Annotated in this window: 16 protein-coding genes; 9 read left to right on the forward strand and 7 right to left on the reverse strand. The window is 72.3% G+C overall.

Annotated elements, in window-relative coordinates; translation table 11 throughout:
* Window positions 1-26: 26 nt before the first annotated feature.
* The 5 genes from rimO to NDW01_RS00220 all read left to right on the forward strand — a co-directional run bounded on the left by rimO (window position 27) and on the right by NDW01_RS00220 (window position 4,498).
* Window positions 27-1,469, forward strand: coding sequence for a 30S ribosomal protein S12 methylthiotransferase RimO (gene rimO / locus NDW01_RS00200; RefSeq protein WP_252815384.1), 1,443 nt, complete (start codon window positions 27-29; stop codon window positions 1,467-1,469).
* Window positions 1,466-2,074, forward strand: coding sequence for a CDP-diacylglycerol--glycerol-3-phosphate 3-phosphatidyltransferase (pgsA, locus tag NDW01_RS00205; protein ID WP_252815386.1), 609 nt, complete (start codon window positions 1,466-1,468; stop codon window positions 2,072-2,074). The genes rimO and pgsA overlap by 4 nt, the downstream gene beginning before the upstream one ends.
* Complete coding sequence (locus NDW01_RS00210; protein ID WP_252815388.1) at window positions 2,046-3,320, forward strand: CinA family nicotinamide mononucleotide deamidase-related protein; 1,275 nt, start codon at window positions 2,046-2,048, stop codon at window positions 3,318-3,320. Before pgsA ends, NDW01_RS00210 begins: the two co-directional genes overlap by 29 nt.
* Window positions 3,321-3,431: 111 nt before the next feature.
* Entirely contained in the window at window positions 3,432-3,803 is a 372-nt protein-coding gene (locus tag NDW01_RS00215) for a helix-turn-helix domain-containing protein (protein WP_252776786.1), read from the forward strand.
* 227 nt (window positions 3,804-4,030) lie between these two features.
* The gene (locus NDW01_RS00220; protein ID WP_252815390.1) at window positions 4,031-4,498 is read left to right on the forward strand and encodes a Dps family protein; all 468 of its coding nucleotides are present in this window, start codon (window positions 4,031-4,033) and stop codon (window positions 4,496-4,498) included.
* 78 nt (window positions 4,499-4,576) lie between these two features.
* On the opposite strand, the gene NDW01_RS00225 is transcribed toward NDW01_RS00220, so the two are convergent.
* From NDW01_RS00225 to NDW01_RS00250, 6 genes are all read right to left on the reverse strand, one after another.
* A complete protein-coding gene (locus tag NDW01_RS00225; protein ID WP_252815392.1) occupies window positions 4,577-5,371 on the reverse strand; it encodes a DNA-formamidopyrimidine glycosylase family protein in 795 nt (264 codons plus the stop codon).
* A 7-nt stretch (window positions 5,372-5,378) separates the two neighbouring features.
* Window positions 5,379-5,846, reverse strand: coding sequence for an RrF2 family transcriptional regulator (locus NDW01_RS00230; RefSeq protein ID WP_252776796.1), 468 nt, complete (start codon window positions 5,844-5,846; stop codon window positions 5,379-5,381).
* 106 nt (window positions 5,847-5,952) lie between these two features.
* Window positions 5,953-7,413, reverse strand: a complete 1,461-nt coding sequence (locus NDW01_RS00235; RefSeq protein WP_252815394.1) for a glycoside hydrolase family 3 protein — start codon at window positions 7,411-7,413, stop codon at window positions 5,953-5,955.
* Entirely contained in the window at window positions 7,413-8,255 is an 843-nt protein-coding gene (locus NDW01_RS00240; RefSeq protein WP_252815396.1) for a carbohydrate ABC transporter permease, read from the reverse strand. Before NDW01_RS00240 ends, NDW01_RS00235 begins: the two co-directional genes overlap by 1 nt.
* Window positions 8,252-9,223 (reverse strand): carbohydrate ABC transporter permease, encoded by a 972-nt coding sequence (locus NDW01_RS00245; RefSeq protein ID WP_252815398.1) that lies wholly within the window; start codon window positions 9,221-9,223, stop codon window positions 8,252-8,254. The genes NDW01_RS00240 and NDW01_RS00245 overlap by 4 nt, the downstream gene beginning before the upstream one ends.
* A 12-nt stretch (window positions 9,224-9,235) precedes the next feature.
* Window positions 9,236-10,522 (reverse strand): extracellular solute-binding protein, encoded by a 1,287-nt coding sequence (locus NDW01_RS00250; RefSeq protein WP_252815399.1) that lies wholly within the window; start codon window positions 10,520-10,522, stop codon window positions 9,236-9,238.
* 210 nt (window positions 10,523-10,732) lie between these two features.
* On the opposite strand from NDW01_RS00250, the gene NDW01_RS00255 reads away from it, so the two are divergent.
* The 4 genes from NDW01_RS00255 to NDW01_RS00270 all read left to right on the forward strand — a co-directional run bounded on the left by NDW01_RS00255 (window position 10,733) and on the right by NDW01_RS00270 (window position 16,433).
* A complete protein-coding gene (locus tag NDW01_RS00255) occupies window positions 10,733-11,923 on the forward strand; it encodes an ROK family transcriptional regulator (RefSeq protein ID WP_252776812.1) in 1,191 nt (396 codons plus the stop codon).
* 128 nt (window positions 11,924-12,051) lie between these two features.
* Complete coding sequence (locus NDW01_RS00260; RefSeq protein WP_252815401.1) at window positions 12,052-13,785, forward strand: serine/threonine protein kinase; 1,734 nt, start codon at window positions 12,052-12,054, stop codon at window positions 13,783-13,785.
* Window positions 13,786-14,284: 499 nt separating this feature from the next.
* Entirely contained in the window at window positions 14,285-14,665 is a 381-nt protein-coding gene (locus NDW01_RS00265) for a VOC family protein (protein WP_252815403.1), read from the forward strand.
* A 157-nt stretch (window positions 14,666-14,822) separates the two neighbouring features.
* Window positions 14,823-16,433: a serine/threonine-protein kinase gene (locus NDW01_RS00270; protein ID WP_252815405.1), complete on the forward strand. Its 1,611-nt coding sequence runs from the start codon at window positions 14,823-14,825 to the stop codon at window positions 16,431-16,433.
* A 194-nt stretch (window positions 16,434-16,627) separates the two neighbouring features.
* On the opposite strand, the gene NDW01_RS00275 is transcribed toward NDW01_RS00270, so the two are convergent.
* Window positions 16,628-21,112 carry an ATP-dependent helicase gene (locus NDW01_RS00275; RefSeq protein ID WP_252815407.1) on the reverse strand — a complete coding sequence of 1,495 codons (4,485 nt, stop codon included), beginning with the start codon at window positions 21,110-21,112 and terminating at the stop codon, window positions 16,628-16,630.
* Window positions 21,113-21,144 lie beyond the last annotated feature (32 nt).

Consider the following 21,144-nt stretch of genomic DNA (forward strand, 5'->3'; position numbering starts at 1 on the left):
CGCCCCGCGAGAGGGGAGCGCCGCGCGTGACCACCGCCGACCATTCCACCGACTCGGCGGAGCGCCGGACCGTCTCCCTCGTCACCCTCGGCTGCGCCCGCAACGAGGTCGACTCCGAGGAGCTCGCGGCACGCCTGGAGAGCGCGGGCTGGACGCTCGACGACTCCGGCGACGCCTCGGTCGTCCTCGTCAACACCTGCGGCTTCATCGACGCCGCGAAGAAGGACTCGATCGACACCCTGCTCGCGGCCTCCGACTCCGGGGCGCGGGTCGTGGCGGCCGGGTGCCTCGCCGAGCGGTACGGCGCGGAGCTTGCCGAGTCGCTGCCCGAGGCCGACGCGGTGCTGAGCTTCGACGACTACGCCGCCATCGGCGAGCGCCTCGACGACGTTCTCGCCGGCCGCCCGCACCGGGCCCACACGCCGCAGGACCGGCGCAAGCTGCTGCCGCTCAGCCCGGTGCAGCGGTCCGCGGCCGACGTCCACGTCCCGGGTCACGGTGATCCGCCGGCCGCCCTCGACGCGCCGGACCTGCCCGAGGGCGTCGCCCCGGCGAGCGGCCCGCGCGTGCTGCGGCGGCGCCTGGGCGGCGGCCCGGCGGCCCCGCTCAAGCTCGCGTCCGGCTGCGACCGGCGCTGTACGTTCTGCGCCATCCCGGCCTTCCGCGGGGCGTACGTCTCGCGCCGGCCCACCGACGTCCTCGACGAGGCCCACTGGCTGGCCGGTCAGGGCGTCCGCGAGATCGTCCTGGTCAGCGAGAACTCCACCTCGTACGGCAAGGACCTCGGCGACATCCGCCTGCTGGAGACCCTGCTGCCCGAGCTCGCCGCCGTGCCCGGGATCGAGCGGGTCCGGGTCAGCTACCTCCAGCCCGCCGAGCTGCGCCCCGGGCTGCTGGAGGCCATCGCCACCACGCCCGGCGTCGCGCCGTACTTCGACCTGTCGTTCCAGCACGCCAGCGGGCCGCTGCTGCGCCGGATGAAGCGGTTCGGCGACCGCGAGCGGTTCCTCGGGCTGCTCGAGCAGATTCGCGCCCTCGCCCCCGAGGCGGGCGTGCGGTCCAACTTCATCGTCGGCTTCCCCGGCGAGACCGAACACGATGTGGACGAGCTCGCGCAGTTCCTGACCGCCGCGCGTCTCGACGCCGTCGGGGTGTTCGGCTACTCCGACGAGGAGGGCACCGAGGCGGTCGGTTTCGACGGCAAGCTCGACGCCGCCGAGATCGACGCCCGCGTCGCCGACCTGTCCTCGCTCGCCGAGGAGCTCACCGCCCAGCGGGCCGAGGAGCGCATCGGCTCGACGGTGGAGGTGCTGGTCGAGGAGCCCGGCGAGGGCCGGGCCGCGCACCAGGCGCCCGAGATCGACGGGGTGGTGACCCTGAAGGGCGACGCTCCCGTGGGGCGGATCGTCCGGGCGCGCGTCGTCGAGGCGATGGGCGTCGACCTCCTCGCCGTCGTGGACGGCGCATGACGACCTCCGCCGGCGACGAACCGCTCTCCCCGTCGGCGGCCCCGCAGGCGGGCGTGCTCAACATCGCCAACCTGCTGACCGTCGTCCGCCTCGTGCTCGTCCCGTTCTTCGTCTGGCTGCTGTTCCTCGACGGCACCTGGTGGCGGGTCGCCGCGCTGGGGATGTTCGCCGTGGCGTCGCTCACCGATCGCTTCGACGGCGAGCTCGCCCGCCGGCGCAACCTCATCACCGACTTCGGCAAGATCGCCGACCCGATCGCCGACAAGGCGCTCGTCGGGTCGGCGCTGGTCGGTCTCTCGCTGCTCGGCCGCCTCTGGTGGTGGGTGACCATCGCCATCCTCGTCCGCGAGCTGGGCATCACGCTGCTGCGGTTCGTCGTGATCAGGTACGGCGTGATCGCCGCCAGCCGCGGCGGCAAGCTCAAGACCATGCTGCAGGTGATCGCCATCGGGCTGTACGTCATGCCCGGGCCGATCGACCCGCTGCGCTGGATCGTCATGGGGGCCGCCACGGTGGTGACCGTGGTCACAGGCCTGGACTACCTCGTCAAGGCGTGGAGACTCTGGAGGGACGGGCGTGCGCGTAGAGCTGCTGAACGTCGGTGACGAACTCCTGCGGGGCGACATCTTCAACGGCAACGCCGGGTGGCTCGGCAGGCGCCTCACGGAGGCGGGCGTGGAGGTCGTCCGGGACGTCGTCGTTCCCGACGACACCGAAACGATCATTACGGCGCTCAGGGAGGCCCTGGAGCGCACGGACGCCGTCATCGTCACCGGCGGCCTCGGCGGCACCTCCGACGATGTGACGCGGGACGCGCTGGCCCGCGCCGCGGGGGTCGCCCTGCGCCGCGACCCGGACCTGGAGGCCCGGCTGCGCGAGCGGGCGGTCACCCGCGGCGTGCCGCTGAGGGAGTCGGCGCTGCGGATGGCCGACGTCCCCGAGGGCGCCCGGCGATTGCCCAACCCCGCCGGTACCGCGCCGGGCCTGCGCGTGGAGCTCTCCGGCGGCGTCGCGTACGCCGTGCCGGGCGTGCCGGCCGAGATGCGCGCCATCGTCGACGAGCACGTGCTGCCCGAGCTGATCGGGACCCCCGTGGCGGCGCGTGTGCTGCGCACGGCGACGGTGTGGGAGTCGGTGATCGCCGCGCGGCTCGCGCCGGTCGAGGCGCTCCCCGGCGTGCGCCTCGCCTACTACCCGACAGCGGGAGAGGTCCGGGTGCGGATCACGGCCGCCGGCGAGGACCAGGTGGCCGAGGCCGCGGCGATGGCGCGCGACCTGCTGGGCGCTTCGGTGTACGCCGAGGAGGATCTCGACCTCGACCGGGTCGTCCACCACGTGCTGGCGGAGCGGAACGCCACGGTCGCGGTGGCCGAGTCGCTCACCGGCGGCCTGCTCGGCGCCGAGCTCACGGGAATGCCGGGGTCGTCGGCGACGTTTCTCGGAGGGGTGGTCGCGTACGCGACCCCTCTCAAACATTCGCTTCTGGGCGTTCCGGCCGATCTGCTCGCCGCGCACGGCGCGGTCCACCCGGATGTCGCCGCCGCCATGGCCACCGGGGTCCGCGAGCGGCTCGGCGCCACCTACGGCCTCGCCGTCACCGGGGTGGCCGGGCCCGAGCCGCAGGACGGGGAACCGGTGGGCACGGTGCACATCGGGCTGGCCGACGCCGGCGCTCCGCCGGTGGTCCGGTCGGTCCGGCTGCCGGTCCCGGGCGACGGCGAACGCGCTCGTGGCCCGATTCGCAGGATGACGGTCGTCCATGCACTTGACCTGTTGCGGCGTCATCTGCTCACACTGGAGTTCAGCGAGAGTTGGTCCGTCACGGCGGGCAACCGGGAAGAACCGGGGTGATTACAGCGTTACGTCGGAAGCGAACATGAAAGTTTCGGTCTGCCACGTGCATCGTGAAGACAGGTACGGTGGAACCGGTAGATGAGTCAGGACACACGGAGGGAGCGAGACATGGTCCTGCTTCGTCAGCTGCTCGGCGACGTACTCCGGCAGCTGCGGCTGCGCCAAGGCCGTACCCTCCGGGAAGTTTCCGCGGCGGCACGCGTGTCGCTGGGTTATCTGTCCGAGGTTGAGCGGGGACAGAAGGAAGCCTCCTCGGAGCTGCTCGCCTCGATCTGCAAAGCCCTCGGCGTGCCGCTCTCGCACGTGCTGCGCGACGTCTCCGATCAACTGGCGCTCGCCGAGCTCCAGCAGGAGCCGGTGATGGCAGGTGCGCCGCCGGAGCACGAGCGGCTCGACGGCGAGGCGATCTCGGCCGACGCCATTCCCAACACCCCCGAGACGATCGAGACCGCGCTTCGCGCCGACATGGTCGCGGCCTGACGGCCCGTCCGAAACGCACGCAGCGCCCCGGTCGCGGAATCCGCGACCGGGGCGTTCGCGTCTCCGGGAGGTGGGTGTTCGCGTCTCCGGGAGGTGGGCGTTCGTGTCCACGGGTCCGGGTCGGGTGGCCCCCGACGCGGCCGGGACCGCACGGTTATCCGGCCCCTTCTCGGGAAGGGTCGCCCCTGACAAGGGGATATCGACCTCACTGAGAAGGAGACCCGGCGATGTCGACCGTGAAGAGCCCGCTTCCCGACGAGGCGCGGAAGGTCACCGGCGCCGCGCTGCAGGAGTCGCTGGTGGATCTCGTCGATCTGCACCTGCTGGGCAAGCAGGCGCACTGGAATCTCACGGGACGCAACTTCCGCTCGCTCCATCTGCAGCTCGACGAGCTCGTCGACCTGGCCCGTGCGCACGCGGACACGGTGGCCGAGCGGGCGGTGGCGATCGGGGTGAACCCGGACGGCCGGGCGCGTACGGTCGCCGAGACGACCAAGGTCCACCAGCTGGACGCCGGCTATCTGCAGGACGACAAGGTGGTCGCCGCGATCACCGACCTGCTCGCCCAGATGATCCAGCGGTTCCGCGACCGCATCGAGACGACGGACGACTCGGACCTGGTCACCCAGGACCTGCTGATCGCCGTCGCGCAGGACCTGGAGAAGCAGCACTGGATGTTCGAGGCCCAGCGCTGAGCGCGCGATGCGGCCCCGGGCGAGCGGCCGGCGCAGGACCAACCCATGGCGGCGGAGGATCTCCGCCGCCATGATCCTTCAGGACGGTGTGGCGCGCCTCGGCTGGCAGGACGGGCACCAGTAGGTGATCCGCTCCTCGGGCCGGTCGCCCTGGTCGGCCCGTCGGATGGGCCTGCCACAGCGCCGGCAGGGCCGCCCGGCGCGCCCGTACACCCAGTGCTGCGCGCCCGGCCGGCGTTCGCCCGTGGTGATCTGGTCGAGGTGGTCCTTGTTGGCGTCGAGCAGCCGCTGGGCGAGCTCCACCAGGCGCTCCAGGTCGGAGACCTCGCCGACGGGGCACCACGGGTCCACGCCCCGCAGGAAGAGCACCTCCGCCTTGTAGAGGTTGCCGATGCCGGCGAGCCGCGTCTGGTCGAGCAGCGCCTCGCCGATCGCCTGCTCCGGACGCTCCCGCAGGCGGCGCACCGCCTCGGCCGGGTCCCAGTCGGGGCCCAGCAGGTCGGGCCCCAGGTGGCCGACGACGCGGTCCTCTCGCGAGGTGCGCACGACCTCGACGACGCCGAGGGAGTAGCCCAGCGCCTGCCACTCGGCGTTCGCCAGGATCAGCCGGAGACGGTGGTCGCGCGGGGGCGGGGGGCCGGCCCGCCGGATCCGCCACGCTCCCTCCATCCGCAGGTGCGTGTGCACGGTGATGTCGCCCTCGACCCGGGTGAGCAGGTGCTTGCCACGGGAGATCGTGTCGATGACCGAACGGCCGGTCAGATCGGTGGTGGCATAGCGCGGGACCCGGAAGTCGCTGCGCGTCAGAACGCGCCCGGCCAGCGCCGCGTGCAGCCGCTTGGCGGCCGCCCAGACGACGTCTCCCTCCGGCACTCGGAATCTAGCTCCGGAAGGCGGGGGAGTCCCAGGCGGCCGGGTCCTCGGTCAGCTTCTGCACCCCGGGGGGCAGCTCACCGGAGGCCACGTCGGCGAGGGTCACCTGCTCGAGGATGGCCCGCTCGCTGGCGCGCAGGGCGATCCAGACGGTCTGCAGCGCGCGTGCCGGTCCTTCGTACCCCAGGTGCTCCGGCCGTTCTCCGCGCACACCGACGAGCGGGCCGTCGATGGCCCGGATGATGTCGGCCAGCGAGATCTGGTCCGCCGGGCGGGCGAGCCAGTAGCCGCCCTCCGGACCGCGCTGACTGCGGACCAGGCCCGAACGGCGCAGCTGGCTGAGGATGTTCTCCAGGAACTTCGGGGGAATCTGTTGCGCCTCAGCCAGCTGGACGGCCGTCACGGGACGCTCGCCGCCGACGGCGAGTTCGGCGGATGCGCGAAGCGCGTAATCGACCCGGGCGGACAATCGCATGTACCGATTATCCCGCCTCGACGGAACTGATCACGCCAGGCATCCCGGTTTTCCGATCGGCGTTCGGGTTTTTCTGCCCATCACCCCTCCCATTACGGGCCTCCGCCTACGCCAGAGCGTCACCGGACACCGGCTGGAGCAGGCCGATCGCCTCCGCGGCGGCCCGGGCGTTGGCGCGCGTGGCCCCGTACGCCGCGACGTACGCGACCCCCTCCGGCCGCCAGACCGGCAGTCCCATCTCGACGAGGACGGCGTCGGGCCGCGCGGCCAGCAGCGCCGTGACCAGGTCGCGGTGCCCCGCGTACCGGTGTGCGTCCCGGACGACGAGGACGAGCGAGCGCCCGCGGGCACGTTCCACAAGGCCCTGGACGTCGGCGTCGGCGGCGTCGACGGGCACCACGTCCGGCACCCAGGGGCCGAGACCCCAGGGGACCGGCCCGACCGCGATGTTCGACGGCGCCTGGACCTCGACAACGAAGGGGTTCGGGGAGACCGCGGGGGTGCCGGTGACCTGGACGGCCCGGCGGGCGGCCTCCAGGCCGACCGCGCGGTCGACCTCGGCGTCCCCGGCGCCGGCGAGCCAGGACTTCAGCCCGGCGACCCGCGCCGCCGCCTCCTCGAGCCGCTCGCCGGGCAGCCGCCCCTGGCGCACGGCCTCGACGATGTGCTCGCGGATGGCGCGCACGCTGTCCTCGTACTCCTTCGAGCCCAGGCACAGCAGATCGGACCCCGCCAGGAGCGCGCGGACGGACGCCTCGGGGATGCCGATCGCGTCGCTGGCCGCGCGCATGTCCAGGGCGTCGGTGACGACCACCCCCGTGTAGCCGAGGGCGCCGCGCAGCAGTCCGGTCACCGCGGCGTGCGAGAGCGTCGCGGGCGTGTCCCCGGTGAGCGCCGGAACGCGGAGGTGGCCGGTCATGACGGAGGCGACCCCGGCCTCGATCGCGGCGCGGAACGGGACGAGCTCGCGGCGTTCCAGCAGCGACAGGTCCGCGTCCACGGTCGGGATCTCCAGGTGGGAGTCCTGGGAGGTCGCGCCGTGGCCCGGGAAGTGCTTGGCGCACGCGGCGACCCCGGCCTCCTGCAGCCCGGCGACCGCCGCGGCGACGTGCCGTGCGACGGTCTCCGGGTCGGAGCCGAACGCCCGGGTCCCGATGATCGGATTGTCGTCGGCGGTGTTGACGTCCGCGGACGGGGCGAAGTCCAGGTTGACGCCCACCTGCCGCAGTTCGGCGCCCAGCGAGCGGTACACACGCCGCGTCAGGGCGGGGTCGTCCACGGCGCCGAGCGCGGCGCTGCCCGGGTACGGGCTGCCGGTGTCATGCGCGAGCCGCGTGACGTCGCCGCCCTCCTCGTCGATGGAGATCAGCGGGTCGGCGTACCTCCGCAGCTCCCCGGTGAGCCGGGCCAGCTCGGCGGTGCCCGGCACGTTGCCGTTGATGGCGAAGAGGGTCACGCCGCTCATGCCCCGCTCCAGGCCCTCCAGGACCCAGCGCGGCGGAGCGGCGCCGGGGAACGGCGCCAGCAGAGTGGCGTTGACGAGGCGCTCGAGGGACGGATCGCTCATCAACCCTTCACCGCCCCGGCCACCAGACCGGACACCATCCGGCGCTGTACGACGAGGAAGAACGCGATGACGGGCAGGGTGAGCAGCGTGGACGCCGCCATGATCGGGCCCCAATCGTTTCCGGATCGGCCGAAGAAGAACTGCAGCATGATGGGCAAAGTGGCTTTGTCCTGGTCCTTGAGGAACGTGAAGGCGAAGAGGAACTCGTTCCAGGCGGTGATGAACGAGAAGACGCTCGTCGCGACGAGGCCGGGCGCGACGAGGGGGAGCAGCACCCGGAAGAAGATCCGCAGGGGGCCGGCGCCGTCGAGCGCCGCGGCCTCCTCCAGATCCTTGGGCACGGCCGCGACGAAACCGCGCAGCATCCAGGTGCCGAACGGCAGCGCGAACCCGACGTACACCGCGATCAGGCCGACCAGGCTGTTCAGCATCTCCATCCGCTTGAGATCGATGAACAGCGGGATGACCAGCGCCTCGCACGGAACCATCTGCACGACGAGCAGCAGGATCAGGAACGTCGTACGGAAGCGGAACCGGAACCGCGCCACGGCCGTCGCCGCCAGGAGCGCGAGCAGCCCGGAGATCACCACCGTCGCGATCGCCACGACCGCGCTGTTGAGGAAGTAGTCCCAGAAGGAGACCCCGGCGACGCTGCCGTCCACGACGAACCGGAAGTGCTTGAGGGTCGGGTGCTCCGGCAGCGGGTGCGGCGTGGAGCTGAAGATCTCCCCGTTCGGCTTGAACGCCGTGGAGACCATCCAGAACACCGGGAAGGCCGACACCAGGAACACGAACACGCCGGCGGTGTTCAGCGCGACGCGGCGCCACAGCGGGGCCCTCATGCCGCGCCCTCCTGACGGATGACCATCCGCGCGTACATCGCGGTGACGATCAGGACGATGAGGGTGAGGACCACGGCGATCGCCGAGCCGAGGCCGTACCTGGCGTTGAGCGAGCCGAACGCCTCGGAGTAGCCGTACAGCGACAGGTTGAACGCGTCGCGGTTGGCGAGGCCCGACATGACGAACAGCTGGGTGAACACGCGGAAGTCCCAGATCACCGAGAGCGCCAGCAGGACGCCGAAGATCGGGCGCAGCAGCGGGAAGGTGATCCGCCAGAAGCCGTGCCAGGCGTTGGAACCGTCGACGCGGGCCGCCTCGTACAGCTCCCGCGGCACCGTCCGCAGCCCGGCGAGCACCGAGACCGCGACGAACGGGAACGACATCCACACGACGCAGATCGTCAGGACGGTGTACGTCGGCAGCGGCGTGGCGAACCAGTTGTAGCTCGCCCAGCCGGATCCCACGAGCGCGTTCGGCAGGAGGTCGAGGAACCAGTTGACCAGGCCGCCCGTGGTGCCGAACAGCCAGGAGAAGATGATCGCGGCGGTGATCGGCGGGGTCGCCCACGCGATCAGCACGCCTCCCGCGACGAAGGCCGACATCCTGCGGCCGAGCCGGTTGATCAGCAGGCCCACGAGCGTCCCGACCAGCAGGGTGGCGGCGACCGCGACCACCGCGAACAGGACCGTGTGGCGGAACGTCGTCCAGAAGAACCCGTCGCCGAGGATCTGCCGGTAGTTGGCGAGGCCGACGTTCTCGGCCGGCTCCCCGCGGAGCTGGCGCACGCCGACCTTCTCGAAGGACATCCGGCTGATCTGGACGACGGGCCAGATCAGCAGCACGCCGATGACCACGAGCGCCGGGAGGATGAGCAGGTACGGCCCGGAGCGCGGGCGGCGACGACGCCGGGCCGGGCGGGCGGTGTCCCGCCCCGGCGTCCGCCGCACCGGCTGAGCGGTGTCGAGCATGGAGACGGTCCCTTACTGGTTGAGCAGGGAGCCGGCCTGCTCGTCGGCCTTCTTCAGCTCGTCGTCGGGGGACTTACCCTGCATGATGGCCTTGACCGCGTTGGGCAGTACCTTCTTGGCGCCCTCGTAGTCGGCCCAGCCCTTGCTCGTGGGCGTGAACTTGACGCCGCTCGCGGCGGCCTGCGCGAACGGACCCATGATCGGGTCGTTCTTGTACGTCGCGCTCTGCAGGACGTCGGTGAACTGCGGCAGGAACTTCAACGTCGAGGCGAACGCCTGCGCGTTCTTCTTGCTGTCCAGGGTGGTCAGGTAGTCGAACGCGACGTCCTTGTACTTGCTGTCCTTCCAGACCGCCAGGTCGGAGCCGCCGGAGAAGACCGGCGCGAGACCGCCGTCCTTGCCCGGGATCGGGAAGACGCCCCAGTTCTTGGAATCCTTGGCGTTGATCTTCTCCAGCTGGGGGAGGGCCCAGCTGCCGTCCATGTACATGCCGACCTTGCCGAGCGCGAAGTCCTGCTGGGGACCCTGCAACTCGTTCTTGCCGACGTACTTGTCCGGAGCGACCTTGTCCTTGTTCACGAGGCCCGCGTAGAACTCGACGGCCTCCTTGGCCTGAGGCTGGTCGAGCGTGCCCGTCCACTTGCCGCCCTGCTTGGCCGCGACGTCGCCGCCGTTGGCCCAGACGAAGCTGAGGATGCCGTTCGTCCAGTCGCTCGGCGCGGCGATGCCCGGCACGCCCTTCTTGTCCTGGATCTTCTTGGCCGCCTCGACGAGGCCGGCCCAGGACGTCGGGGGCTGGAGGCCCAGAGACTGGAACCAGTCCTTGTGGTACCAGACGGCCCGGACGCCGCCGTACCAGGGAGCGGCGTACGTCTTGCCGTCCGCCTGGTCGTTGGCGAGGGCGCCCTTGTTCAGGTCCTTGCCCTCGGCCCAGCCCTTCAGCTTGTCGCTGATGTCGGCGAACGCCCCCTGCTCGATCCAGGACTGCACGTCGGTGTTGCCGACCTCGGTCACGTCGGGACCGGAGCCGCCGGCGATCGCGGTCTGGAACTTCTGGGTGGCCTGCGGCCAGGGGATGTACTGCACCTCGACGTCGGTCTTCGGGTGCTTCTGCTGGAACTCGGCCTTGACCCCGTCGAGGAACTTGGTCTGCTCCGGGCTGCCGTCGCCCATCTGCCAGACGACGATCTTCGCCGGGTCCTTCCCTCCGGCCGAGTCGTCCTTCTTGCCGTTGCCGCCACAGCCCGCGACCGCGACCGTGAGGACGGCGGCTGTGGCGGCGGCCTTCGTGAACCGCATAATGGAACTCCCTTCGGTCACGCCACCGGTGCATACGCCACGGGGGTCGATCATGCGGCGGTCGTATGCGCGGGTGGTGGAGCGCTCCTGCGGGCGGTGCCGAAGGAGCTCGTGCCTTAACTTGGGGCGGGTTGCTTGTGCTGTAAACTAACAAGAAACTTTCCTAAGCAATAGGCCGTCATCAAATCGATACGGAAGGGGGCCGGGGAGATGCCGAGTCGCCCGGGGACACCGAGGCTGCTGCGCGAGCTCAACGACCGATCCGCCCTGGATCTCCTCGTGAGCTCGGGCCCGCTCACCCGGGCGCAGATCGGGCAGAACACGGGTCTGTCCAAGGTCACCGCCTCCCAGCTGCTCTCCCGCCTGCAGGAACGCGGCCTCGTCGCCGTCGTCGGCGAGCAGGCCGGCGGCCGCGGCCCCAACGCCGCCCTGTACGCCGTCGTGCCCTCCAGCGCGTACGTCGCCGGCCTCGAGGTCGGTCCCAACCGCGTGACGGCCGGCATCGCCGACATCACCGGGAAGACCGTCGCCGAGGTGACCGTCGACCCGAACGGCGCGGACGACCCGGTGTCCGTCATCCACGACGCCGTCGTCAGGGCCTGCCGCTCGGCCCGCATCGCCCTCGGCAGGCTGCACGCGCTCGTCGTCGGCACCCCGGGCGTCGTCGACCCGCGCACCGGGGACGTGCAGTTCATCTTCGACATGCCGCACTGGCACGCGGGCATCCTCGAAGCGCTTCGCCGCGACCTGAAGCTCGAGGTCACCATCGAGAACGACGTGAACCTCGCCGCGCTCGCCGAACGAGCCGACGGCGCCGCGCGGGACGTCGGCGACTTCGCCCTGCTGTGGGCGGCCCGCGGCATCGGGCTCGCCGTCATGCTCGGCGGCCGGCTGCACCGCGGCGTCTCCGGCGGCGCGGGGGAGATCGGCTACCTCCCCGTGCCGGGCATGCCGCTGCCCGAGCAGGACACCGAGTCGGTGACGTGGGGGATGAAGGCCCTCGGCGGCGGCCTCGGCGCGCTCGTCGGCGCCGACGCGATCCGCGAGCTCGCCGGCCGGTACGGCTTCGCCGCCCCGACCGCGACCGAGTGTGTACGGACGGCGGCCGAGGCCGGCGAGGACGGCGACCCGTTCATGCGGGAGCTGGCGGCGCGCCTGGCGTACGGCGTCGCCTCCGTGACGATCGTGCTGGACCCGGGTCTGGTCGTGCTGGCCGGGGACGTCGGACGGGCCGGAGGCGAACGCCTCGCCGGGCTCGTCGAGGAGGCCGTCGGCCGGATCTGCCCGACCCGCCCCCGGGTCGTCCTGACCGAGGTGGAGGGCAACCCCGTCCTGCGCGGAGCCCTGTTCGCCGCCGTCGACCGCGCCCGCGACGACGTCTTCTCCGCCTCCGCCGGCTGACCCGGGACAGGCTCCTCGACTGATCACCCGGCGTCACCGAGCGTACGTTCTCCGCTGTCGCGTACAGATCGTTCCAGCCGCGTTGATAGGTTCTGCGGCGACTGTGTCGATCTATCGGGAGGCCTGCCGTGCCGAATGTCCAGCCGCTCACGAACGGGGATCCCCGGCGGCTGGGGGCGTACGAGGTCATCGGGCGGCTCGGTGAGGGCGGCCAGGGCATCGTCTACCTCGGCCGCGGCGCGGACGGCTCGGTCGCGATCAAGGTTCTGCAGTCCCAGCTGATGGAGGACGCCGGGGCCAAGGCCCGGTTCGTCCGCGAGGTCGAGGTCACCAAGCGGGTCGCCCGGTTCTGCACCGCTCAGGTGCTGGACGTCGGCATGGCCGACGACCGTCCCTACATCGTCAGCGAGTACGTCCCCGGACCCTCGCTGCAGGACCAGCTACGGCAGGAGGGCCCCCGCCAGGGCGCCACCCTCGACCGGCTCGCGATCAACACGGCCACCGCGCTCGCGGCCATCCACCAGGCCGGCGTGGTCCACCGCGATTTCAAGCCCGGCAACGTCCTCATGGGTCCGGACGGTCCCGTGGTGATCGACTTCGGCATCGCCCGCGCGCTCGACGCGACCGGCACCGCCGCCGCCAGCCAGGTCGTCGGCACACCCGCCTTCATGGCGCCCGAGCAACTGGCCGACGGGCGTGTCGGCCCGGCGACCGACATCTTCGCCTGGGGCGTCACGATGGTGTGCGCCGCCACGGGCACCCCGCCGTTCGGCAACAAGTCCATCCCCACGGTCATCCACCGCATCCTCCACGAGGAGCCCGACCTCGGCGCCCTCGACGGACGGCTGCGGAACATCGTCGCCGCCTGCCTCGCCAAGGACCCGGCGCGGCGACCGACCGCCCGGCAGCTCATGGACGCCTTGATGGGCCAGCAGGGCGCCACCGGGCTCCTCGACCTCTCCGGCGCGCCCGGAGCACCGATGCCCGGCATGGGCGCCGTCCCGCCGGCCGGCGTGACGGGCGGCGCGACCGAGGTGCTGCCGCCGGGCGGCCGACCCGGAGGCGCCACCGAGGTGCTCCCGCCCGCCGGTCCGCAGGGCGCCGGGACCAGGGTGCTGCCCCCGGCCGGTCCGCAGGGCGCCGGCACGATGCGGATGCCTCCCGCCGGCCCGCCCACCGCGTCCACCCGGCGGATGCCCCCGCACGGACCGGGATCCGCCGGCGGCTACCACCCGTCCGGCGGCGGCACCTACGACATCCCGCCCGTGACCCCGCCTCCGCCCGCGTACGGCCACGAGCCGATGCCGAGGAGACGCGGCGGTGGAGGCGTGATCGCCGCGGTCATCGCGGGCGTCATCCTGCTGGGCGGCGGCGGCGTCGTGTACGCGGCGACGCACTTCGGCGGGGACGGCCAGAACACCGCCGAGCCCAGCCCCAGCACCAAGAAGCACAAGGCCAAGCGGTCGCACACGCCCGCCCACCGGCCGACGCGGAAGAAGACGCCGTCGCACACGCCGACCCCGAAGAAGACGGTGCGGGCCAACCCGTACACGCCCGAGCGCCTGTGCGGCCCCGGCTTCCACACGATCGAGAGTCACGGGCTCGGCGAGGCGACCGTCCATCTGCTCTACAACGACGCCAGCGGCGCGAACTGCGTCGTCACGATGGTCCCCAAGTCGAACGGCGACAAGACCCGGATGACCGCGACCCTTGCGGTCAAGGACGGCGGCCAGGGCTCCCGGTCGGCGGCCAACCCGTTCTTCGCCGGCCCGGTCCGCCTGCCCGCCAAGGGCAAGTGCGTCCGCTGGGGCGGCTCCTCCCCGACCGGCGCCTGGACCAGCGGCTGGACCCACTGCCACTGACGGCTCCGGGGCCTTCTGACCGGTCGGTTGAACGGCTGCCCGCTCAAGGGCGCCGTCTCGAGCAGAGTGAACAGTTCGGCGAGTGGGCCTAGAGCTACTTGAGGGACCGCGTTGATCTGTTCCTCGGCGACCGGGTCCAGACTGAGTCGATACGCCTACCGGCCACTCTCACGCTCGGCGAGGATCTCGCACCACGGCCTTGTCGCGGTGTCGGCTCCCCGGCGAGTACCTGGTCGGCTCGGTCGTGCATGCGCCGACGCCCTTCGGGAGCCTCCTCTCCCTGCCGCAGAGCTTCGGAGATCGCCTGGATGTCGGCTGGACTTGGGAGATCATCCGCTCCGCACGGCTGGCAGGAAGCCAGAACCGCACGGCCTGAAAATTCACTTCGCCCCTGCCTCGTCTCGCCCGGTACGGTCGCGGGAGTGTTCTCACTGCACCGGACCGTCAGATTGGCGTGCGGCCACCCCGGCAGTTCCCACGCGGAGAGTAGGTTTCGTCAATGGCATGCCGTATCAGTGAACTCGTGCTCAAGTGCCGCGACCCCGAAGTGCTGGCGCGGTTCTGGTGCGAGGTCCTGGACTTCATCGTGCTCGATGGCGAGGAGGACTGGATCGAGATAGGGCCCCGCGAAGGGTTCGGCGGTCCGCAGCCGACGATCATCCTCAGCCGCAACGACGACGATCGGGGGAACGGAAGACCCCGGCTGCACATCGACGTCAACGCCACCGACCGCGATCAGGACGCCGAGCTCGAACGTCTCCTGAAGCTCGGGGCGCGCCCGGCGGATGTCGGCCAGACCGGGGAAGAGCAGTGGCACGTCCTCGCTGATCCAGAAGGTAACGAGTTCTGCCTGCTCAAGGCCCGCCTGGCCCCACTCTGACGGCTGGCGTAGCGGAAGGCGTCCAGGTGCATGAGGTAGAGCCGGCGACCTCCTTAGGGAACACCGCCGCATCGACGCGGTCGGCATTTCTCCTGCGGATTCGACGGCTCTGGCCGATGCGTCGAGCCGAGTGATGCCTGAGCGATATCGTCCCGCCATGCCAAGTTCCGCAGAACGGATCATCGCAGGGCGTTACCGGCTGCTGGACTCGCTCGGCCGCGGCGGAATGGGAATCGTCTGGCGCGCGCGGGACGAGTACCTCGAGCGTGACGTCGCGATGAAGGAGATCCTGCTCCCCAGCGGTCTGGACGACGCGAGCCGTGCGGGCATGCTCGAGCGATTCGTTCGCGAGGCCAAGGCCGCCGCGCACCTCGATCACCCGGCGATCATCAACGTGTACGACGTGGTCACCGAGGACGACCTGCCGTGGATCGTCATGCGGCTCGTACGCGGCAGGTCCCTCGACCAGTTGGTCCGCGACGACGGCCCGCTCTCCCCGGACCGCGTCGCGGCGATCGGCCTGCAGATGCTCGACGCGCTGGACACCGCCCACGCTGCGGGAATCCTGCACCGGGACGTCACACCGAGGAACGTGTTGGTCGGCGATGACGATCGCATCGTCCTGACCGACTTCGGCATCGCGGCGATGGCGGGTGCGACCGCGCTGACCCAGACCGGGACGCTGATCGGATCTCCGGGATACATCGCGCCGGAACGCCTCCGCGGGCGCCCGGCCGGTCCCGAGTCGGACCTGTGGTCCCTCGGCGCCGTGCTCTACTTCGCCGCCGAGGGCAGGCCTGCCTACAGCGCCGATGAGGTCCCCGCCCTGATCGGCATGGTCCTCACAGAGGAACCCGAGCCGCCGGCTCAGGCCGGCCCCCTCGCGCCGGTCCTGAAGGGTCTGCTGATCAAGGATCCGGCCGAACGGCTGAGCGCCGAGGTCACACGACGGCGACTGCGAGCGGTGACCGAGGCGACCGACATCGGAGGCCGGGGGCTGGGGGAGCTCGCCACGGTGGACCCCGCGTCGCGGCGACACTCCGAAACGTACGAGGCGCCGGAGAAGCCGTACGGTCCGGTGCCGGTACAGGCCGCCTACTCCGGCGGTCGTCCTCCAGAGGGTCCCTACGGGGCGGGCTTCGCACCGACCATCGCCGAACCCCCCATCCCCTCTCCGCCCGGGTACGTTCCGGGCACGCGCCCGGTCAGGCCGAACGCTTCGGCGAAGCCGGCGATGATCGCCTTGATCTGTGCACTCGTGGTGTTCGTGGGTGCGGCCATCGTTGTGGTGAATGTGGCCTGGAACCCGTTCCGCATCATCGGTGAGGGCAGATTCTCCGCGTTTCCGGCCTGTGGCGGGATCACCTCGGCCGCCCTCGACAAGGCGATCCCGCAGCCACGTCACGGGGTCGGCGACCACTGCGAATGGTGGAGTCTGGCCAATGGGAACCTCGACCTCCAGGTCCTGTCGACCACTCGGTACACCCGGTCCTGGTGGCACTCGGCGGAGGACCGCGCGCACTCCAGGATGAACGAGCTCCGCGCCGCCGACCCGTTGAGAAGCGAACTGGTCGTCGGCGACGAGAAGGCCGTCACCGAGGAATCCGGCGAGGACATGCACGGCAGCGGCTCGGCCGTCATCTGGTTCCGGGTGAGCAACGTCGTGGTGAAGATGATGGTCACCAACCCGAGCGGTTCAGCGGCCGCGTACTTCGGGGTGGTCGGTGCTGCGCGCGAGATGGTCCGCTCCCTCCCGAACCACCGCTGACCGGCCGCCCCAGCGCGCCCTGCGCCGACATTCACCAAGCTGGACGGGGCCCAACGTGCAGGTGTCGGCTGTCGCGGCTGTGACGACCGCCGAACGCCGGTGGTCTCAAGCAACCCGTACGGAGTGCGGACCGACGCTGACGGTGATGTCAACGTCGGCCCAGGGCCGTCGTGTAGGTGCGGAGCGGCGAGGGTTCAGGCGCGGAGGCGGAGGCCGCGGGGGGTGGGGTGGAAGCCGGCGGCCTCCAGGGCGGAGGCGAGGGGGGAGTCGACGATCGACTCGCCGTCGGCGCGTTCGACGGTCAGCTTGCCGAGCGCGCCCTCGCGTACGGCCAGGGCGAGCGCGTCGACGGCGGGTTGCGGGTCCTCCTCGCCCCAGGACAGCAGGGTCTTGCCGCCGCGTTCGACGTACAGCGTGAGGCGGCCGTCGACCAGCACGACGAGCGCGCCCGCCTTGCGGCCGGGCTTGTGCCCGCTCGCGACCTCGCCGGACCGCTCCGGCCAGGGCAGCGCCGCGCCGTACGGGTTGGCCGGGTCGGTCGCCGCCAGCACCACCGCGCGGGGGGCTTCGGCATCGGGACGTGTCGCCCGGAGCCGGTCCACGGCGCCGGGCAGCGCGAACTGCGCGGCGCCCAGCCCCTCGACGAAGTAGCCGCGCCGGGCCCGGCCGGACTCCTCGAACGCCTTCAGCACCGGGTACACCGCCGCGAAGCCGCCAGGCGTCCGCTCGGCCATGACGGCGCCCCTGATCACGACGCCGTACCGGTCGAGCAGGGTCTCGGCCAGCGCGTGCCCGCGCCGTGTCGTATCGGTCTCCGGCTCGGGCAGCAGCCACCAGCGGCCCGCGGCGGCCGGCGGTCCGGTGCGGGACGGCAGGGCCGGTCGCCGCCGCGTGCGGGGCCGGTGCGTCGTACGGGTCGAGCCGAGCCGGGCGCGCAGCGGCGCGAGGGTGTCGTTCGTCAGCCGGCCGGCCCACACCAGGTCCCACAGCGCGGTGACGAGCTCGGTGTCGTTCAGCGACCCGACGCGGTCGGACAGCGTGCGGAAGAACACCGCCCCGCCGTCGGACAGCGACTCCAGCACGCGCTCGTGCAGCGGCGTCAGCGTGATCTCGGCGGCCTCGGGCATCAGCAGCGGCGCCGTGTCGGCGAGGTACAGGGACACCCAGCCGTCACCGCCCGGCAGCCCGCCCTGCCCCACCCACACGACCTCGCCGGAGGCGGTCAGCTCGTCGAGCATCGCGGGGGAGTAGCCGGGCACGCGCGCGGGCAGGACCAGCGACTCCAGGGCGGAGGCGGGCACCGCCGCGCCCTGCAACTGCTCGATCGCGTGGACGAGCGCGTCGATGCCGCGCAACGAGCCGCGGGACGCGATGCCGTGCCAGGCGGGCAGGAACCGGGCGAGCGCCTCCGGCGGCGACGGCTCCACCTCGGCCCGCAGGCGGGCGAGGGACCGGCGGCGCAGCATCCGCAGCACGCCCGCGTCGCACCACTCCGTGCCGCGCTCGCCGGGCGTGAAGTCGCCCTCGGCGACCCGGCCCGTCGCGGCCAGCCGGCGCAGCCCGTCCGTGACCACCGCGACGCCCAGCCCGAACCGCGCCGCCACGTCGGCCGCGTGGAACGGCCCGTGCGTACGGGCGTGGCGGCTCAGCAGGTCGGCGAGGGGATCGGCGACCGGCTCCAGGAAGGCCTCCGGAACGCCCACGGGAAGCGGGACGCCCAGCGCGTCGCGCAGCCGGGCGGCGTCCTCGATCGCGGCCCAGCGCTCCACGCCGCCGACCCGCACCCGGATCGCCCGGCGGGCCTCCTCCAGCTCGGCGGGCCAGCGCGGGTCGACGCCGCGTTCGGTCAGCTCCTCGGTGCTGAGCGGGCCGAGCTCCCGCAGCAGGTCGGCGGTGCCCTCCCGGTCGCGGGCGCGGCGCTCGGGCGTCAGCCGCCGCAGCTCGCGGTCGGCCTCCGCGACCACCTCCGGGTCGAGCAGCTCCCGCAGGTCCGCCTGGCCCAGCAGCTCCGCCAGCAGTGTCGAGTCCAGCGCCAGGGCCTGCGCGCGGCGCTCCGCGAGAGGGGCGTCGCCCTCGTACATGAACGCGCCGACGTACGCGAACAGCAGCGACCGGGCGTACGGCGACGGGACCGGCGTCTCGACCTCGACGAGCCGCGCCTTGCGGCTCGCCAGCTCGCGCATCAGCGCGACCAGGCCCGGCACGTCGAAGACGTCCTGCAGGCACTCGCGCACCGTCTCCAGCACGATCGGGAACGACGGATAGCGGCTCGCGACCGACAGGAGCTGCGCGGCGCGCTGCCGCTGCTGCCACAGCGGCATGCGCCGGCCCGGATTGCGGCGCGGCAGCAGCAGCGCCCGCGCCGCGCACTCACGGAACCGTGATGCGAACAGCGCCGAGTTGCCCAGCTCGTCGGTGACGATCCGCTCGATCTCCTCGGGGTCGAACACCGCCAGGTCGCCCGCCGGCGGGGCCGCACCGGTCTCGTCGAATGCGGCACCCGTGTCGGGGATGCGCAGCACGATGCCGTCGTCGGAGTGCGCGGCCTGCGCGTCCATGCCGTACCGCTCCCGCAGCCGCGCGGCCATGGCCAGGGCCCAGGGTGCGTGCACCCGCGCCCCGAACGGCGAGTGCACCACCACCCGCCAGTCGCCGAGCTCGTCGCGGAACCGCTCGACCACCAGCGTCCGGTCGTCGGGGACGTAGCCGGTGGCCTCCCGCTGCTCGGCGAGGTACGCCAGGAGGTTCCCGGCCGCCCAGTCGTCCAGGCCGGTCGCGCGCAGCCGCTCGCGCGCCGGGTCCGGCTCCAGCGCCGCCAGCTCGCGGCTGAACGCGCCCAGCGCACGGCCCAGCTCCGCCGGCCGGCCCGGCGCGTCGCCGTGCCAGAACGGCAGCTTCCCCGGATGGCCGGGGGCGGGGGAGACCAGGACCCGGTCGGGCGTGATGTCCTCGATCCGCCACGAGCTCGCACCCAGCACGAACACGTCGCCGACCCGCGACTCGTACACCATCTCCTCGTCGAGCTCGCCGACCCGCGAGGATTTCTCGCCGACCAGGAACACGCCGAACAGCCCGCGGTCGGGGATCGTGCCGCCGCTGGTCACCGCCAGCCGCTGCCCGCCCGGTCGGCCGCGCAGCACGCCGGCGACGCGGTCCCACACCAGCCGGGGGCGCAGCTCGCCGAACTCGTCGCTGGGGTAGCGGCCCGCGAGCATGTCGAGGGTCGCCTCCAGCACCGACCGTGGCAGTGTCGCGAACGGCGCCGCCCGGCGTACGAGCGTCTCCAGCTCGTCCACCGGCCACTCGTCCATCGCGGTCATCGCCACGATCTGCTGGGCGAGGACGTCGAGGGGGTTGCGGGGATACCGCAGCTCCTCGATCGCGCCGTCGCGCATCCGTTCGGCCACGACCGCCGTCTGCACGAGATCACCGCGGTACTTCGGGAAGATCACGCCCTTGGAGACGGCCCCGACCTGGTGCCCGGCCCGGCCGATCCGCTGCAGGCCGGCCGCCACGGACGGCGGCGACTCCACCTGCACGACCAGGTCCACCGCGCCCATGTCGATGCCCAGCTCCAGGCTGGAGGTCGCCACGACCGCCGGCAGCCGGCCGGCCTTCAGCGACTCCTCGATGCCGGCCCGCTCCTCCTTGGAGACCGAGCCGTGGTGCGCGCGCACGACGTCGGCGGGCGCGCCGCGCGCCGCCCCCGCCTGCGCCATCATCTCCGCCGGGGAGGAGTCCTGCGGCAGCGCCGCGCCGTTCGCCCGCTCCCAGGCGAGCTCGTTCAGCCGTCCGCTGAGCCGCTCGGCCAGGCGCCGGGAGTTGGCGAACACGATCGTCGACCGGTGCTCCTCGATGAGGCTGAGCACGGCGTCCTCGACGTGCGGCCAGAGGTTGCGCCCCCGCAGCGGTGAGTCGTCCTCGGCGCCGGGGTCGGGGGGAAGCTCGGTCATGTCCTCCACCGGCACCGAGATCCGCAGGTCGACCTCCTTCTCGTGCGGCGGCTGCACCACCGTCGCGGGCCGCACCCCGCCGAGGAACGTCGCCACCTCCGTCACCGGGCGCACCGTCGCCGACAGGCCGATCCGCTGCGCGGGACGCTCCAGCAGCGCGTCCAGCCGCTCCAGGGACAGCGCGAGGTGGGCGCCGCGCTTGGTGCCCGCGACGGCGTGCACCTCGTCGACGATCACCGTCTCCACGCCGCGCAGCGCCTCGCGGGCCTGCGAGGTCAGGATCAGGAACAGCGACTCCGGCGTCGTGATCAGGATGTCGGACGGCTTCGTCGCGAACCGGCGGCGCTCGTCGGCCGGGGTGTCCCCGGAGCGCAGCGAGACGCCGATGTCCGGCTCGTCCAGGCCCAGCCGCCGCGCGGTCTGCCGCAGCCCGGTCAGCGGAGCGCGCAGGTTGCGCTCGATGTCCACGGCCAGCGCCTTCAGCGGCGAGACGTACACCACCCGGCAGCGCCGCTTCGGATCCTCCGGCGGCGGGACCGAGGCCAGCCGGTCCAGCGACCACAGGAACGCGGCCAGGGTCTTGCCCGACCCGGTCGGCGCCACGACGAGGGTGTTGTCACCCCGGGCGATCGACTCCCAGGCGCCCGTCTGGGCCGCCGTGGGCGCGGCGAAGGCCCCGGTGAACCAGGCCCGGGTGGGGGCCGAGAAACGGTCGACGGGGTTCATGCTGCCAGTGTGCACGCCCCCACCGACCGAAT

Source organism: Actinoallomurus soli (assembly GCF_024055715.1).
GTDB classification, from domain to species: Bacteria; Actinomycetota; Actinomycetes; order Streptosporangiales; family Streptosporangiaceae; genus Actinoallomurus; species Actinoallomurus soli.